Source organism: Algibacter sp. AS12 (genome assembly GCF_046736315.1).
Taxonomy (GTDB): Bacteria; Bacteroidota; Bacteroidia; order Flavobacteriales; family Flavobacteriaceae; genus Algibacter_B; species Algibacter_B amylolyticus.
The window spans coordinates 2,893,098-2,909,136 of the sequence record NZ_CP151841.1 but is presented as its reverse complement, the minus strand read 5'-3'; the positions used below and the strand labels follow the sequence as shown (position 1 = coordinate 2,909,136).

23 protein-coding genes are annotated in these 16,039 nt (G+C 32.2%); 16 read left to right on the top strand and 7 right to left on the bottom strand.

The window, feature by feature from the left end; all coding sequences use genetic code 11:
• Positions 1-4 precede the first annotated feature (4 nt).
• The 14 genes from AAFN75_RS12135 (at position 5) to AAFN75_RS12070 (ending at position 8,504) form a co-directional block, all read left to right on the top strand.
• Positions 5-433: a hypothetical protein gene (locus tag AAFN75_RS12135; protein ID WP_411806565.1), complete on the top strand. Its 429-nt coding sequence runs from the start codon at positions 5-7 to the stop codon at positions 431-433.
• Entirely contained in the window at positions 430-702 is a 273-nt protein-coding gene (locus tag AAFN75_RS12130; protein ID WP_144116911.1) for a TIGR03643 family protein, read from the top strand. The genes AAFN75_RS12135 and AAFN75_RS12130 overlap by 4 nt, the downstream gene beginning before the upstream one ends.
• 52 nt (positions 703-754) lie before the next feature.
• Positions 755-1,450, top strand: coding sequence for a GTP cyclohydrolase I FolE (folE, locus tag AAFN75_RS12125; RefSeq protein ID WP_411806564.1), 696 nt, complete (start codon positions 755-757; stop codon positions 1,448-1,450).
• Between the two features lie 4 nt (positions 1,451-1,454).
• A complete protein-coding gene (locus AAFN75_RS12120; RefSeq protein ID WP_144116909.1) occupies positions 1,455-1,673 on the top strand; it encodes a hypothetical protein in 219 nt (72 codons plus the stop codon).
• A gap of 153 nt (positions 1,674-1,826) precedes the next feature.
• Positions 1,827-2,042, top strand: a complete 216-nt coding sequence (locus AAFN75_RS12115) for a hypothetical protein (protein WP_144116908.1) — start codon at positions 1,827-1,829, stop codon at positions 2,040-2,042.
• Positions 2,043-2,064: 22 nt separating this feature from the next.
• The gene (locus AAFN75_RS12110) at positions 2,065-2,748 is read left to right on the top strand and encodes an SDR family NAD(P)-dependent oxidoreductase (RefSeq protein ID WP_411806563.1); all 684 of its coding nucleotides are present in this window, start codon (positions 2,065-2,067) and stop codon (positions 2,746-2,748) included.
• Positions 2,749-2,751: 3 nt separating this feature from the next.
• Positions 2,752-3,288, top strand: a complete 537-nt coding sequence (locus tag AAFN75_RS12105) for a glutathione peroxidase (RefSeq protein ID WP_411806562.1) — start codon at positions 2,752-2,754, stop codon at positions 3,286-3,288.
• Positions 3,289-3,293: 5 nt separating this feature from the next.
• Positions 3,294-3,470, top strand: coding sequence for a Lacal_2735 family protein (locus AAFN75_RS12100; protein ID WP_411806561.1), 177 nt, complete (start codon positions 3,294-3,296; stop codon positions 3,468-3,470).
• Positions 3,457-3,918 (top strand): TspO/MBR family protein, encoded by a 462-nt coding sequence (locus AAFN75_RS12095; protein ID WP_411806560.1) that lies wholly within the window; start codon positions 3,457-3,459, stop codon positions 3,916-3,918. The genes AAFN75_RS12100 and AAFN75_RS12095 overlap by 14 nt, the downstream gene beginning before the upstream one ends.
• A gap of 3 nt (positions 3,919-3,921) precedes the next feature.
• The gene (locus AAFN75_RS12090) at positions 3,922-4,383 is read left to right on the top strand and encodes an SRPBCC family protein (RefSeq protein ID WP_411806559.1); all 462 of its coding nucleotides are present in this window, start codon (positions 3,922-3,924) and stop codon (positions 4,381-4,383) included.
• Positions 4,384-4,492: 109 nt separating this feature from the next.
• Positions 4,493-5,797, top strand: a complete 1,305-nt coding sequence (locus tag AAFN75_RS12085) for a cryptochrome/photolyase family protein (protein WP_411806558.1) — start codon at positions 4,493-4,495, stop codon at positions 5,795-5,797.
• A gap of 123 nt (positions 5,798-5,920) precedes the next feature.
• Positions 5,921-7,066: a DUF3095 family protein gene (locus tag AAFN75_RS12080; protein ID WP_411806557.1), complete on the top strand. Its 1,146-nt coding sequence runs from the start codon at positions 5,921-5,923 to the stop codon at positions 7,064-7,066.
• Positions 7,067-7,324: 258 nt separating this feature from the next.
• On the top strand, positions 7,325-7,897 hold the full coding sequence (locus AAFN75_RS12075; protein ID WP_411806556.1) for a pentapeptide repeat-containing protein: 573 nt from the start codon (positions 7,325-7,327) through the stop codon (positions 7,895-7,897).
• Between the two features lie 4 nt (positions 7,898-7,901).
• Positions 7,902-8,504 (top strand): YdeI/OmpD-associated family protein, encoded by a 603-nt coding sequence (locus AAFN75_RS12070; protein WP_411806555.1) that lies wholly within the window; start codon positions 7,902-7,904, stop codon positions 8,502-8,504.
• 29 nt (positions 8,505-8,533) lie between these two features.
• Here the strand turns inward: AAFN75_RS12070 and AAFN75_RS12065 are convergent, their stop codons facing one another.
• From AAFN75_RS12065 to nusB, 4 genes are all read right to left on the bottom strand, one after another.
• A complete protein-coding gene (locus AAFN75_RS12065; protein WP_411806554.1) occupies positions 8,534-8,974 on the bottom strand; it encodes a hypothetical protein in 441 nt (146 codons plus the stop codon).
• Between the two features lie 173 nt (positions 8,975-9,147).
• Positions 9,148-9,441, bottom strand: coding sequence for a preprotein translocase subunit YajC (gene yajC / locus AAFN75_RS12060; RefSeq protein ID WP_411806553.1), 294 nt, complete (start codon positions 9,439-9,441; stop codon positions 9,148-9,150).
• Positions 9,442-9,453: 12 nt separating this feature from the next.
• On the bottom strand, positions 9,454-9,927 hold the full coding sequence (locus tag AAFN75_RS12055; protein ID WP_411806552.1) for a DUF1573 domain-containing protein: 474 nt from the start codon (positions 9,925-9,927) through the stop codon (positions 9,454-9,456).
• A 103-nt stretch (positions 9,928-10,030) separates the two neighbouring features.
• The gene (gene nusB / locus AAFN75_RS12050; protein WP_411806551.1) at positions 10,031-10,978 is read right to left on the bottom strand and encodes a transcription antitermination factor NusB; all 948 of its coding nucleotides are present in this window, start codon (positions 10,976-10,978) and stop codon (positions 10,031-10,033) included.
• 336 nt (positions 10,979-11,314) lie between these two features.
• Here nusB and AAFN75_RS12045 point away from each other — a divergent pair, with 336 nt between their 5' ends.
• Both AAFN75_RS12045 and AAFN75_RS12040 read left to right on the top strand, forming a co-directional pair.
• Entirely contained in the window at positions 11,315-13,078 is a 1,764-nt protein-coding gene (locus tag AAFN75_RS12045; protein WP_411806550.1) for an ABC transporter ATP-binding protein, read from the top strand.
• A 208-nt stretch (positions 13,079-13,286) separates the two neighbouring features.
• A complete protein-coding gene (locus AAFN75_RS12040) occupies positions 13,287-13,676 on the top strand; it encodes a PUR family DNA/RNA-binding protein (protein ID WP_221279766.1) in 390 nt (129 codons plus the stop codon).
• A gap of 51 nt (positions 13,677-13,727) precedes the next feature.
• On the opposite strand, the gene AAFN75_RS12035 is transcribed toward AAFN75_RS12040, so the two are convergent.
• From AAFN75_RS12035 to AAFN75_RS12025, 3 genes are read right to left on the bottom strand one after another with little or no spacing between them, the layout of a single operon-like run.
• A complete protein-coding gene (locus AAFN75_RS12035) occupies positions 13,728-14,750 on the bottom strand; it encodes a lysophospholipid acyltransferase family protein (RefSeq protein ID WP_411806549.1) in 1,023 nt (340 codons plus the stop codon).
• 5 nt (positions 14,751-14,755) lie between these two features.
• Positions 14,756-15,661, bottom strand: coding sequence for a bile acid:sodium symporter family protein (locus tag AAFN75_RS12030; protein WP_411806548.1), 906 nt, complete (start codon positions 15,659-15,661; stop codon positions 14,756-14,758).
• A 3-nt stretch (positions 15,662-15,664) separates the two neighbouring features.
• A complete protein-coding gene (locus AAFN75_RS12025) occupies positions 15,665-16,000 on the bottom strand; it encodes a tRNA-binding protein (protein ID WP_411806547.1) in 336 nt (111 codons plus the stop codon).
• Between the last annotated feature and the right edge of the window lie 39 nt (positions 16,001-16,039).

Below are 16,039 nucleotides of genomic sequence, written 5' to 3'. Positions count from 1 at the left end.
TAAAATGATACTTAATTCTACACATTATAATAAAAAACAGAAAGAAATCTTGAATGATTTGGTTGGTAAACCATTCTCTTTTTTAGAGTCTCTTAGAATGAACGGTATCGGTTCTAAACGTATGGTTATTGAGGATGTTAGTCTAAATTTAAAAGTGTATATGAACGCTGTTTCAGATATCAATTACGCCAATATAGAGCTACGTAAACAAGGAATTCTAATTTATATTAATCAAGGACTTAAAAATTTCACGTGGTCTATTCCCTACTATCAGTTAGTTATTTACCGAACCAACGGCATTAGTATTCATGCCCAAGGAAAATTCATTCATTTTAAAAACAATAAAATGTTTAAAGAGAACAAACAATTTTTCACGAAAATGCTTGATGAAAAAATAAATTTTGATGAACAACATAATTTTTTAAACCAATGAGTTTAGAAATTCAAGACATAGATAGAATAATTGAAATGGCGTGGGAAGACCGCACAACCTTCGAAGCCATAAAATATCAATTCAATATATCTGAGCAAGAAGTAATAAAGCTCATGCGCAAAGAAATGAAACCAAAGAGTTTCAAACTTTGGCGAAAACGTGTTCAAGGTAGACAAACCAAACATGAAAAATTAAGAGTCTTTGAAAAAGGACGTTTTAAATGCAGTAGACAAAAACAAATTTCGAATAATAAAATTTCAAAACGCTAAACAGTGCTTTGTTTGAGTTAATCACCTCAAAACAGCACATAAAAAAGAAAATATGGAAACAGACAACTTAGCACCAACTAAAAACGACAATAAGTTAAATGGCTTTAGTCTAGACGACATTGGAGACGAACACCAATTTACTGGGTTAGAAACAGCAATGAAACCAGATGCTTTTAAACTTTCTAATTCCGAAAAAAAAGAACGCATTTCTATTTTATTTGAAGAAATTATGGATGTTATGGGCTTAGATTTAACCGACGATTCTTTAAAGGGCACACCACAAAGAGTTGCCAAAATGTACATTGACGAAATTTTTTCAGGTTTAAACCCGTTAAATAAACCCAAAATAGCATTATTTGATAATAAACATAATTACAATCAAATGCTAGTGGAACGCGATATTACATTTTATTCCAATTGCGAGCATCATTTTGTACCCATTATTGGAAAAGCGCATGTTGCTTACATCTCATCAGGAAAGGTTATTGGCTTATCAAAACTAAATAGAATCGTACAATATTATGCTAAACGTCCGCAAGTACAAGAACGTTTAACAAATCAAATTGCAAACGAATTAAAAACCATTCTAGAGACTAACGATGTGGCCGTAATTATTTCAGCAAAACATTTGTGCGTGTCCTCTAGAGGCATAAAAGATGATACATCATCTACGGTAACCGCTTTTTATGGCGGAACATTTAATACCCCCGAAAAAATCACAGAATTTCAAAACCATATAAACAGCTAAAAACATGGAATTAATAGACAGAGCAATAGAATTTGAACAACGAAAAATGAGATCTTTATCTACCAGCGATCGTGTAAAACTTTCTAGAGAAGCGAAAGCCTTAATTTTAGATTTAAATGAAATTTATAAGGTAAAAAAAGACGATAAAATTATGGATATCATGAAACGTTTAACCGTAATAAAAAGAAAGATTGAACGCCGACTTAAAGGTAAACTTTTATAAAAAGTAAAGATTTCATATATAATTTGCAAATAAGTATTAAAATTTTTCTAATAATTCTATATAAAAATAGTTAATCTACCATAATTTACTATATTGGCAAAATTGGTAATCCAATACTACCAATTAGAAAAGATTAAAGATTAAAAAAGAATTATGGAGATTATTGATAAAGCTTTAGAATTTGAGCAACGAAGACACACTTTTAAAACTACAAGTGAGCGCATCGAATCATCTAGAGAAGTAAAAAGCTTAATATTAGGATTAAACGACATTTATAAGGAGAAAAAAGATCCTGAAATAATGGACCTAATGAAGCGATTGACTGTTATAAAACAAAAAATTGAAAAAAGGCTAAAGGGCAGGCCATAGCAAATAAAATGCCCTGAAAACCATGAAAACAATAATTGTAATTGGTGGAAGCAAGGGCATTGGAAAAGCTTTAATAGATAAACTATTAATATCCTGCCGTGTTATAAACATTAGCAGAAGTACTCCCGAAATATCGCACAACCACTTAACTCACCATTCGTGCGATGTAATAAATGATGAATTACCCAATATTGAACAAGCCGACGGACTTGTGTATTGTCCTGGTAGCATCAATTTAAAACCTATTTCAAGATTAAGTATTGATGATTTTAAAAGCGATTTCGAAATCAATGTACTTGGTGCTGTAAAAGTTATTCAAAAGTATCTTCCCATTTTAAAAAATGGCAACCAAGCTTCTATCGTACTTTTTAGTACAGTAGCGGCAAAATTAGGTATGCCATATCACGCGAGTATAGCAGTTGCTAAATCGGGTGTTGAGGGTTTAGTTAAATCCTTAGGCGCAGAATTAGCACCAAATATTCGTATTAACGCCATTGCTCCTACTGTTACCAATACAGAGCTTGCATCCAAGCTTTTACGGAATGACAAGATGATTGAGAATATAACAGAACGTCATCCGCTTAAAAAGTTTCTTGCTCCAGAGGAAGTTGCAGAAATGACTGCGTTTCTTTTATCGGATAGTTGTGCTTCTGTTTCTGGTCAAATATTTGAAATGGACTGTGGTATAGTTAGTTTTAAAATATAACTTATGAATACGCTCAAAGCATTTTTAGCGACTTTTAGCACTAAATCTCGACCTAAAAAGATGAATATTGATTCCATCTATGATATTAAAATTAATGCCATAAATGCAAAACCAATCAACTTATTACATTATAGGGATAAACATATTTTATTTGTAAATGTTGCATCTAAATGTGGTTTTACTCCACAGTATAAAGATTTACAGACCCTAAATAACAAATATAAAGACCATCTAGAAATAATTGGTGTTCCTTGTAATCAATTTGGAAACCAAGAACCTAACAGTGAAGAAGAAATAGAGTCTTTTTGTAAAACTAATTATGGGGTTACTTTTTTAATTACAGAAAAGATAAATGTAAAAGGGAAACATAAACATCCTTTATACAGTTGGCTAACCAAAGCAATTAATAATGGCACGAAAAACTCAACGGTTAAATGGAATTTTCAGAAATATTTAGTAGGTCCAAATGGCGATTTAATAGACTATTTTTTACCAACCATAAACCCATTAAGCTCTAAAATTACTAAACACTTAAAATAAAAACTATGTTCGGATTATTCAAAAAGAAATCAAAAAAGGAGAAATTAGAAGACAAATTTAAAAAGCTGATGAACGAGTGGCACTCATTATCATCAATAAACAGGTCTGCTAGTGATGATAAATATGCTGAAGCTCAGGAAATTGCTAAACAAATAAACCTGCTCAAAAATGAAGCTGCTTAAATATTTTATAATATTCTTAATTATTAATTTTGGTGCACTAGCAATAGGCAGTTGGTTAATGGGCAATGGACCAAAATCCGATTGGTATACAAATTTAAACCAAGCACCTTGGACACCACCAGGCTGGGTTTTTGGTGTAGCTTGGACAACCATAATGATCTGTTTTTCGGTTTATATGGCCTATTTATATAAACAATTCCCGCATGTAAATACACTTGCGCTTTTCGCTATTCAGCTCGTCTTAAATATTATATGGAACTATATTTTTTTCGCACAACATTTTGTATTGGTTGGCTTTATTACCATAATAGCGCTTACTTTAGTTATTATCAGCTTCACTATAATTTACAAAAAAGATTTAGGTGCTAAAACACTTTTAATAATCCCCTATTTAATTTGGATTTGTATTGCCACATCTCTCAATGGATATATATTATTAAATAATTAAGAAATGAAAATATACAGACTACATAAAAAACAAAACCTACCAATAAGTATTGATACAGCTTGGGAGTTTTTATCCAACCCAAAAAATTTAAAAACTATAACACCAGATTATATGGGATTTCATATCTTATCTGGAGCAGATAGACCTATGTTTGCGGGTCAAATTATACAATACATTGTTACACCTGTATTGGGAATAAAAACAAAATGGGTAACCGAAATTACTCATAGCGTAGATAAACATTATTTTGTAGACGAGCAACGTTTTGGCCCCTATGCACTATGGCACCATAAACATTTTATTAAAGAAATTGATGGTGGTGTAGAAATGGAAGACATTATAGATTATAAAGTACCCTTTGGATTGCTTGGGCAATTGGTGCACCCAATTTTAGTTAAACCTAAACTAGAAGAGATTTTTAGTTATAGAACAACAAAATTGGAAGAATTATTCGGAAAATACTAGGAACCGAGAACCCCTAGTTAAAATAGCATTTTAATTGTAACGGCACCGCAATAAAGTCTTTAAAACAAAATAACCCGTTGCAACAAAAAACACAAAATTAAAACACTTAATGAGTAAAAAAGTAAATATTTTCTGGTTTAGGCGCGATTTAAGATTGGATGACAATGTGGGCTTTTTTGAAGCCCTAAAATCTAATAATCCAGTATTGCCCATTTTTATTTTCGATTCCGAAATTCTAGAAAAACTACCGGAAGATGATGCTCGTGTTACATTTATTTATGAAACGTTGCAAAACATGCGCTCTACTTTGCAAGACCAACATAACAGTAGTATAGCAATGTATCATGGCAAACCCATTGATATTTATAAAGATTTAGCTGAAGAATACAGTATTGAAACTGTTTATACTAACCACGATTATGAGCCATATGCCAAAGAGCGTGATGAACATATAGAAGCATTTTTAGCCAAACATAATATTGAATTTAAAACCTTTAAAGATCAAGTTATTTTTGAAAAAGATGAAATTGTTAAAAAAGATGGCGATCCTTACATGGTTTACACACCATACATGAAGCTCTGGAAACGGATTTTCAATACTAAAGATTTAAAAATTTATTATACAAATCCATATCTAGATAATTTGATAGAACACTCTAGGTTACCAAACATAAGTTTATCGGATATTGGTTTTAAAAAATCCATTCAGGACATAGCACCATATACGGTAACACCAACACTTATTCAAGAGTACGAAAACACGCGTAATTTCCCTGCCAAAGACAGCACGTCTAAACTTGGTCCGCATTTACGTTTCGGAACAGTAAGTGTTAGGAAAATGGTAAAAAAAGCCATAGCAGAACAAAACGAAATATTTTGGCAAGAATTGATTTGGCGTGAATTTTTTACGCAAATTCTTTGGCACTTTCCACATACTAAAACAGATAGTTTTAAACCCAAATACGATCGTATTGAATGGCGCAACAACGAAACCGAATTTAAAGCGTGGTGCGAAGGTAAAACAGGCTATCCTCTTGTTGATTCTGGTATGCGCCAACTTAACCAAACCGGTTTTATGCATAATAGAGTAAGAATGCTAGTTGGTAGTTTTCTTTGCAAACACTTACTTATAGACTGGCGCTGGGGCGAAGCTTATTTTGCCGAAAAACTACACGACTACGACATGGCAAGTAACGTTGGTAATTGGCAATGGGTTGCTGGCAGCGGTGTTGATGCTTCTCCATATTTTAGGATATTTAATCCAACAACCCAAATTCAAAAGTTTGATAAAGACCTTAATTACATAAAAAAATGGGTACCAGATTTTCAAGAATTAACCTACCCAAAACCAATTGTGGAACATAAATTTGCAAGAGAACGTTGTTTAGATACTTATAAAGCTGCATTAAATTAATTTTCCACTTAATATTTAGTTTGTTATAAAAAATGCCGTACTTCGTTGTAGCGCTACTGCAACAAAAAACTTCTCAAGTAAAATTACTTTATACATTAAAATGGGTTTTGAAATAAGGCTAATATGGAAGATACTTTTTTTTATACCAATCTTACAAATTATAAAGAACCTGTAACAAAATTACTTTCAAAACCAGAGCTTTTTAAACAGATTCCTAATAATTGGTCTATTGTTATTACCGATATAAAAGGCTCCACGGCGTCGGTTCAAAAAGGCCTATCGGAACTAGTAAACCTAATAGCAACCGGTAGTATTGTTGCCGCATTAAACATTGCAAAAAAACAATCCATAGATATTCCTTTTTTCTTTGGTGGCGATGGTGCAACATTATTAATCCCTCCTGTTTTACTACATGACATTATGGAGGCTTTAATTTTGCACCAAGAAAACATTAAAAAAGAATTTGATATTTATTTAAGAGTTGGGCATGTTCCTATATCTCAAGTTTACAAAAACAATCAGGAGTTAAAAATAACCAAGGCAAGCATTAACAAATTACTTACTATTCCTGTTGTACTAGGCAACGGCTTACATTTTGCCGAAAACCTTATAAAATCTAAAGATGCTGTAGTTGATAATTTAAACAAGCAAACAGACGTATTAGATTTAGATGGTATGGAATGTCGCTGGAATAAAATTCCGCCACCAGAAAACTCCAACGAAGTGGTGTCGTTGTTAATTAGTGCTACAAACGAACCGGACCAAGCTCCTATTTTTAAAAGCATATTAGAAAAAACCGATGAACTTTATGGCCCATTAAAAAACAGGAACCCCATTTCTGTACCAAAATTAAAACTGAATTTTAATTATAAAAAAATAAAGACCGAACTAAAGGCAAGCAATAAAAAGTTTGGAGTTAGAAATTTTTTAAAGGTTTGGATTACTGGACTTATTGGCAACTTTTATTATTTACCCAATAAAACCGGTAGAAAGTATTTAAAAGAGCTAACTCAATTATCGGATATTCTAGTTATAGATGGGCGAATAAATATGGTGATTTCTGGAACATCTAAACAAAGAAAACTGCTAACCACCTTTCTTGATGGTTTAGAAAAAAACAAGAGCATTGTTTATGGCATTCATGTTAGTAACCGAAGCATTATGTCGTGTTATGTACAAAATAGAAATGCTAAACACATCCATTTTGTTGATGGTGGAAGTAGCGGCTATACTAGAGCTGCTAAGGTTATAAAAAGAAAGTTAAGCTAAGTTTCTAGTTTAGTATTATAACCTAAAACCACAAACAAACTCCCCCTTTAACCAAAGCAAAAGCGATAGCAAACACCTGCGTTAGCGATTGAACGGCCTGGTTGAGCTCCCGACCTAAGGAGGAGCGAGTAGTGAAAGCGCGACCCTTGGGGTAACGCCCAAACTTATATTTTAAAGTTCTTTTGCTTGGCCTTAAAATTGTTATGCTAATAGGCTTTTATAGCAGATTAATTATATTTACAGTAAACCAATACAATAATGGAGCATAATTTTATAGACGAGCAAACTTTTAAAAATAAAACCTTTACCGAAAATGAATTTGAAAAAGGCGATTACGAATTATGCACCTTTATAAACTGTATTTTTTTAAATGCCAATTTATCGCACACACGATTTATAGAGTGCGAGTTTCATGATTGTAATTTAAGTTCGGCTAATATTTTCGATACTAGTTTTCAAGATGTGTATTTTAAAGGCTGTAAGCTACTTGGTTTAGATTTTGAAAAATGTAGTGATTTTGCTTTTACTATTAAAGTGGAGCAATGCCAACTAAACCATGCCTCTTTTTATAAAATGAATCTTAAAAAAACACTATTTAAAGGTTCTAAACTAGATGGTGTTGATTTTACAGAATGTAATTTAAGTAATGCTGTTTTTGATGAATGTAATTTAATAAACGTAACTTTTTTTAACACGAATTTAGAAAACACGAACTTTAAAACCTCCGAGAATTTTAAAATAGACCCGGAAAACAACCGTTTAAAAGGTGCTAAATTTTCGTTAAGGACTATAGAAGGACTTTTAAGTAAATATCAAATAAAAATTGAATGAGGTTATGAAAAAAATTTATTCGGTTGAAGAGTACATAGAGGAACACAGTAATTTTAGTGAGGCATTAACGCTATTAAGAACGCTTATATTAACTACCGAGGTTGACGAAGCCATAAAATGGAATGCGCCCACTTATATGGTTAATGGCAAGAATGTTTTAGGCTTAGGCGCTTTTAAAAACCATTTCGGTATTTGGTTTTTTAATGGTGTTTTTTTGAAAGACACACACAACTTATTAGTTTACGCCCAAGAGAACAAAACCAAAGCGCTAAGGCAAATGCGTTTTGATAGCATAGAGGCTATTGACAAAAACAAAGTTTTGGCTTATGTGAAAGAAGCCATAGAAAACCAAAAGTTAGGAAAAGAAATCAAGGCTACCAGAACCACTAAAAAAGATATTACCATCCCTTTAGAGCTTAAGGCAAAATTGGACGCTAGTCCTGTACTTAACGATGCTTTTAAAAACCTAACACCAAGTAAACAAAGGGAATATTGCGAACATATAGATACTGCAAAGCGAGAGGCTACCAAGCAAACCCGATTAGAAAAAATAAAACCCATGATTTTAAATAATAAGGGCTTGCACGATAAGTACAAAAATTGCTAATACTATATTTAACTTTAATTATTGTAGCACTAAGCCACACTTAAATAGGATACCTTCTTGGTAGATTCTAAAATGCTTCTTTGTGTAGATAGTTTTAGTGCTCTAAACTCATTTATTTCACACATTTTATAATTATTGGCCTTATGCTGGTTTAAATACAGCTCAAAAACCGATAAGTATTCTAACATTTTAAGTTTATTACTTAACCGCTCCTGCTCTAAAGCCAAATTGCGCATACGCTTTGCTTCAAAGTTATTAGAGTCCGTTTTGGAGCTACTCACAAAGTTAAGTATAGCATTAGGCTGGTTATTAGTTTTATTTATTATAACAGGGTAACTTTTAAAGCAAACATTAATTGTTTTTCTCTTTAAAAACGTTACCAAGTGTATTGCGATTGTTTTTTGCTTAAATACAAATAACAGAACATTAGTTATGCTTAAAATTACTAGGTAGGTTAAAAGTAAATCCATGACAAATAAATTATAAATTAATACACAATTCATTTATAAGACAACCCATAAGTGTTTTACCCTACTAAAATTCGAAATAAAAAAATAGCCAAACAGTTAGTTCCCTTCAATTATAAGCATAAAAAAAGCCTCCTTAAAAGGAAGCTTTCTTTATAAAAATATAAAAAGTAAAATTACTTAACCGTTGCAGGAGCATTAAGTTTAGAACTCATTTCCATAGAAATGGCAGATCTATCAAACTTTAATTTTCCGGCCATGGTTTCAATAACACAACTGTTATCTTTATCATTTAACTCGGCAATTTTACCGTGTAAACCACTTTTAGTAATTACTCTATCTCCGCGTTTTAATTCGGCTGCAAATTTCTTTTCTTTTTTTGCTCGTTTCATTTGTGGTGCAATCATAAAGAAATACACAACAACGAACATTAAAATGAATGGCAAAAATTGCCCAATTCCTTCTCCCATTATCTAGTTTATTTAGCTTTTAGCTGGTACCGCTTTATTAGGATCTGGTTTTACAAACGCTGTAATTTTTACAAGTTCAGAACCTTTTTCAGTGTTAGCAGTAACTGTTATCGTTTTAGTTATTTTGTTTGATCCACTACCGTTAAATTTTACAGAAAACTTACCAGAATCTCCAGGTAATAAAGGCTCTCTACTCCAATCTTGAGGTACAGTACACCCACAAGAACTTTTAATATCTGTAATTACTAAAGGTGCATCACCTTTATTAGTGTAGTTAAAAGTTGTTTCAACAGCTGTTTTAGCTTCAATTTCACCAAAATCATGCTCAGTTTTATCAAAAACTAATACAGGAAATTTAGATGCAACAGCATCTCTTTCTGCTGCAACAGCAACATTAGCTTCATCAATTTTTTGAGCAGCATTATCTTTACAAGAAGTAAATGCAACTAAACACAAGGCACCAAGACCAAATATTATTTTTTTCATTATAGGTTTATTTTAAAATTTAAGATGTGCAAAAATAGCAATTATTTAAAGGATTAAAAAGTTTTGTATTCTTCTTAACAAATATTTGTAATTTCAAATCGCATTACATCAGTCCGCGACCAATTTTATTCAATTTTCCAGAGGCTTCATACTCTTTTACCAGCTTATCTAAAATACCATTTATAAAAATGCTACTTTTAGGTGTAGAGTATTCTTTCGATATTTCTAAATACTCATTAATAGTTACCTTTACTGGTATAGACGGGAAGTTATTAAGCTCACAAATAGCCATTTGTAATAATACAAAATCTACAGTTGCAATACGGTCTGTATCCCAGTTTTTTGTTTTCAGGTCTATTTCCTTATTTATGGCTGTACTCTGTAAAAGGGTTTTCTTAAACAAATCAATAGCAAATTGCTTGTCTTCTATATCCTTATATAACTTGGGTGTAAAATAGTTTTCAGGCATAGCCTCTTTAACCTTTCTAAGCAACTTTAAAATAGTGGTATTAACCGTAGGAAGATCATCCAACCAAGTTAGATTTTTATCCTCCATATAATCATAAAGTTTCTCGTTAGGTGCAATTATATCCTTAAAAACATCAACAATAAAATTTTTGTCTTCCTTAAAATCAGACACTCGCGTTTGCATATACGCTTTATATAAATCGCTAGCCAAAATATCCTTAAAAATAAGATCTACATATTCGCTATCTAAATCCCAATTATTAATGTTATGGGCTTTCAGTTGGTCGGCTAAGGGCAAGTTATCCCTTAATAAATTTAGTATCTTATTGTTAACAAACTTTCGGTTTGGGTCTATATCTTCCTTGGTGGCAAGATGCTTATTTTGTTTCTTTTTTAAATCGCTTTCCGCACGTTTCTGTACTTCAATTAATAGCGATACCAATAATAAATACAAGTTGTACATATTATCAATACTAAAAAGTAAGAATTTCTGATCTTTAGAAAAATCGTCACTCTCGCTTCCCTTAAAGGCATACATGGTTTGCATAACTTTTACACGTATATGTCTTCTATTTAGCATCATTACAAAGAACTTTTAATTAAAAAATACAAACTATTTTTCATTGTTTTTAGAGGCGCAAAAGTAATACTATATTTTAGTACAAAACAATAAAATTTAAAGTTATTTGGGCGTTACCCATAAAGGGTCGGGCTATCCTTTGCAAGTCCTCGCACCTCCTACGTCGGGCTGTGGGCTTTTCAATACTATCCCTAACGCGGGTTCGCTTGTAATTGATAGTCTTTAAATAGCAATCCTCTCCCTTTTTTTTTAAAAGATATTTAACACTTTGAAATCCTTATAAACAATCATATTCCCTATTAATAAGTTATATTTGCACTCCTATTCTTAATTAGGTAAATGAAAGAATTACAACACTTAAATAAATACTTTTATAAATACAGAACGCACCTTATAATTGGTTCTATTATAACCATTATAGCGCGTTTATTTTTATTGTACACACCACGTTACGTTAAAAAAATTTTTATAGCCATCGAAAAATACTTCGATAAATCGATAGACGAAACCGTGTTCCGGTCAGATTTACTCGAAGCCATCCTCTACATTATAGGAGCAGCAATTATAGCAGCACTTCTTACTTTTTTTATGAGGCAAACCATTATAAATGTGTCGCGTTATATTGAGTACGATTTAAAAAACGAAATTTATGCCCATTACCAAAAGCTATCCTTAAACTTTTATAAAAGCAACCGTACTGGGGATTTAATGAACCGCATTACCGAAGATGTATCGCGTGTTAGAATGTACGCAGGTCCTGCCCTAATGTATAGTATAAATACGCTAGCACTTTTTGTTATTGTTATTATTTATATGGTAAATGCATCGCCAAAATTAACCCTATACACTGTTGTACCGTTACCTATACTATCTATAATAATTTACAAGCTTAGTAAAGAAATACATAAGAGAAGTACAATTGTACAGGAGTACTTATCCAAATTATCCACATTCACACAAGAATCTTTTAGCGGTATTTCTGTAATAAAAGCTTATGGTATAGAGCCGCAAACATCGGTAAACTTTAAAGAACTTGCCAAACAAAGCAAAGAGAAACAAATTAGTTTAGCAAAAGTACAAGCTTGGTTTTTCCCTACCATGATATTACTTATAGGCACCAGTAACTTACTTGTTATTTACATAGGTGGTATGCAATATATAGATGGCGAAATAGAAAGTATCGGTACCATTGCAGAGTTTATTATCTACGTAAATATGCTTACATGGCCTGTAGCAACTGTAGGATGGGTAACTTCCATCGTCCAACAAGCCGAGGCTTCGCAAAAACGTATTAATGAGTTTTTAAAAATTGAACCCGAAATAAAAAACACAGTTACCCAACATACTGAAATTACGGGCGATATTGTTTTTGATAAGGTGTCATTCACCTATGGCGATACTAATATACAAGCCTTAAAAGAGGTTAGCTTTAATATTAAAGAAGGTGAAACTCTAGCTATATTAGGAAAAACAGGCTCAGGAAAATCTACAATTCTCGATTTAATTGGTCGTCTTTACGATATCGATTCAGGTTCTATAACCATCAATACTACCCAAATTGACCAACTTAACTTAAACGATTTACGAGATAGTATTGGTTACGTGCCGCAAGACGCCTTTTTGTTTTCCGACTCTATAAAAACCAATATTAAATTTGGTAAGCAAGATGCCACAGATAACGATGTTATTGAAGCTGCTAAAAACGCGCAGGTACATAAAAACATTGTTAAGTTTAATAAAGGTTACGACACCGTTTTAGGCGAACGTGGTATTACGCTTTCTGGCGGCCAAAAGCAACGTGTTTCTATTGCACGTGCATTTATTAAATCTCCAAAAATATTATTGTTAGACGATTGCTTATCGGCTGTAGATACAGAAACCGAAGAAAAGATATTAAAAAACCTCAGCAAGATCTCTAAAGGAAAAACAGCGGTTATTGTAAGTCATAGAGTTTCATCGGCTAAAAATGCAGATAAAATTATTGTTTTAGACGAAGGGAAAGTGGTGCAACAGGGCACACACGATTCCTTAATTGATGTAGATGGTTACTACAAACATTTATACCTAAAACAACTTAGCGAAACAGGCAACAATACGCCTTAATTATTTAAAACATAAGGATATAGAATTCCGTTTTCATAGAGGTCATTTTTCAAAACAATACAAAAAGCGGCAAAAATAAGAAATATCGCTACCTCTCGATTATTAAATTAAACGCAAAGAAATTTAACAATCGAAAAAGAAAATTCATTATTTATTGGTTTATATCGATTTTTTTTAGATTTTTGATACTATAATTATAAAATAAATTATGAATAACGGTATGATGGAGAAAGAGGAAATTTTTTCAAAAGTATTACGCGCAGGACGACGAACTTACTTTTTTGATGTAAGAGCAACTAAAGCAGAAGATTACTACTTAACGATTACAGAAAGTAAAAAATTCACCAACGACGACGGATCGTTTCACTACAAAAAACATAAAATATATATTTATAAAGAAGACTTCGCAGAGTTTAAAGATATATTAGCAGAAATGACTGATTATATCATTAACGAAAAAGGAGACGAAGTAATTAGTGAACGCCACCAAAAAGATTTCAAAAAGGATTTTGAAGACGACGGCTCTAGAGTTACCGAAGCCGATATTAAAACAGAACACACTGGTAGTTTTACCGATATAGATTTTGATGATATTTAATTATCATTAAAAAAGAACTAAAAAACCACAACTTAACGTTGTGGTTTTTTTTTATAGTTTAACGGCAAGTAATGCAATACATAAACTAATTAAAACATAAGCCACCGCTACGTGCCAACCTAAGGTTAGCAACAGTATTACAAATAAGCTAATTAGCCATAAGGGTGCCAATATAATAACCATAGCAAACCTAAATGTTGCTATAAACTCTATTTCTTTTATTTTGGGTTTTACCATATACCGCCATATTAAAAAAGGTAAAACATAAGCACATTTAAGCAACACTAAAAGCATCGGTTTCAAAACGCTAGAACTAACTACCTTTCCAGCAACACAATTTTGAAGGTTCGATGCTACACAAGTATTTACCGCTTTAGGATTTAAAAAATCAACCTCCAAACGCTTCAAAGCCTCTATTGTAACCTCGTAATTAGCTTTAGGAATATCTGTTGTTAATTGTCCAATTTCAGCTTGTATTTTAGCCTTTAACTTAACTACGGCAGCGTTTCTATCATTTAAATAATATGGTTTTGCTGCAATAGGTTTACCAAAATAAATAGATGCACTATCCGGAAAACTTGTTGCTTCAGCATAATTTACGCCTACAGGAACAAGTTGTAAATCGGCTGTAGGATAAGTTTCTAAAGTTTCAAAAACAATTCTTGTAAAACCTTTACTTAAGGGTCTTACCATTCTTTTTAAACTATGATTACCTTCAGGAAAAATAACCACACTAGCACCATTATTTAAAAGCTTAGAGCAGGCTTCAAAAATAGCTTCGTTATTGGATAATTTCCCCCAACCATCTCTAACTCTATAAACAGGTAGCATTTGAAAGCTCTTTAAAAGTTTTGCAACAAAAGGTTTATTAAAAACCCCTGCTCTTGTTAAAAAATACGAAAACCTTCCGCTTTTAACGGCAATTATCAAAGCATCTAATAAGGCATTTTGGTGGTTGCTTAATAATAAAGCAGGTTTGTTTTTTACAACGTTTTCAATATCATAAACCTTAATGCTTTTAAAATAGAAAAACAGTCCTGTGCCTACATAAGCGCGAATAAAATATAACCACATTAATTTCAAACCTCAACTGTTTTAATTCTTGACCAAAAGAATGCTAAAAGCAAACCAGATATAATATGCCAAATCCCCCAAAAGGCTGCTAAAATAGCCATTCCTCCTAATCCATTAAAAAATGTAAAAATTAATAACAAGCCCAAACCAGAGTTTTGTATGCCGGTTTCAATAGCCAAGGTTTTTTGATTTTGAAAAGATAATTTAAAAGCTCTCGCTACAAGAAAACCAAGTGCTAAAGCCAAAATATTGTGTCCAATTCCTACAAATAACACATGATGGATATAAGTGTTAAAAACATCCAAATTCTTTGAAAACGCAATAATAACAATAGCCACAAACACGACTATGGATAAAGGTTTAAGTAATTTTGATAATTTTATAGCCAATGCCACTTGTTTCATTCTAAACCACATACCTAAAACTAAAGGCAATCCTAAAATTAAAAGCACCAGTTTCACCAACTCCCACGAGTTAAGTTCCACAGTGTTTAATACCTGTGCTGTAGGTTCGTATAACTTACTATAAAAATGAAAATTAAAAGGCGTCATAACCACCGCCAAAAGCGTTGCAAACGCCGAAAGACTAATAGATAATGCTACATTACCCTTAGCTAATTGAGTTATAAAATTAGAAATATTACCACCAGGGCACGCTGCTACCATAAACATTCCTAAGGCAATACTTGGTTGCGGTTCTATGAGTTTTACCAATAAAAAAGTAGCCATAGGTAACAAAATAAACTGAGACAAGATACCTACAAATAATAATTTAGGTTGTTTAACGAGTATTTTAAAATCATTTACAGTAATACCTAATGCCACACCAAACATAACCACTGCAAGCGCGATATTAAGCACCCATAGCCCGTTACTGTCAAAATTAATTTGAACCTTATCTAATTCTTGCATATTTTAATTTACAGGTGTACCGTTTTTAACCTTTACTGCAGGATTTAAAAGTACTACATCATTATCTTTAACAGCGCCTAGAACTAAACATTTACTCATAAATTTTGCAATTTGTTTTTTAGGAAAATTAACCACTGCTATAATTTGTTTATTCAGCAAATCGGACTTTTTATAAAGTGTTGTTATTTGGGCCGAAGATTTTTTAACGCCTAAATCTCCAAAATCAATGCTAAGTTGATATGCTGGTTGTCTGGCCTCCGGAAAATCGTTAACTTCAATAATGGTTCCTACGCGCAAATCGACTTTAGTAAAGTCATCGAAAGTAATTGTGTTTTCCATTTTTTAAAAATACAAATTTTAACGAACTTTGAACAAATC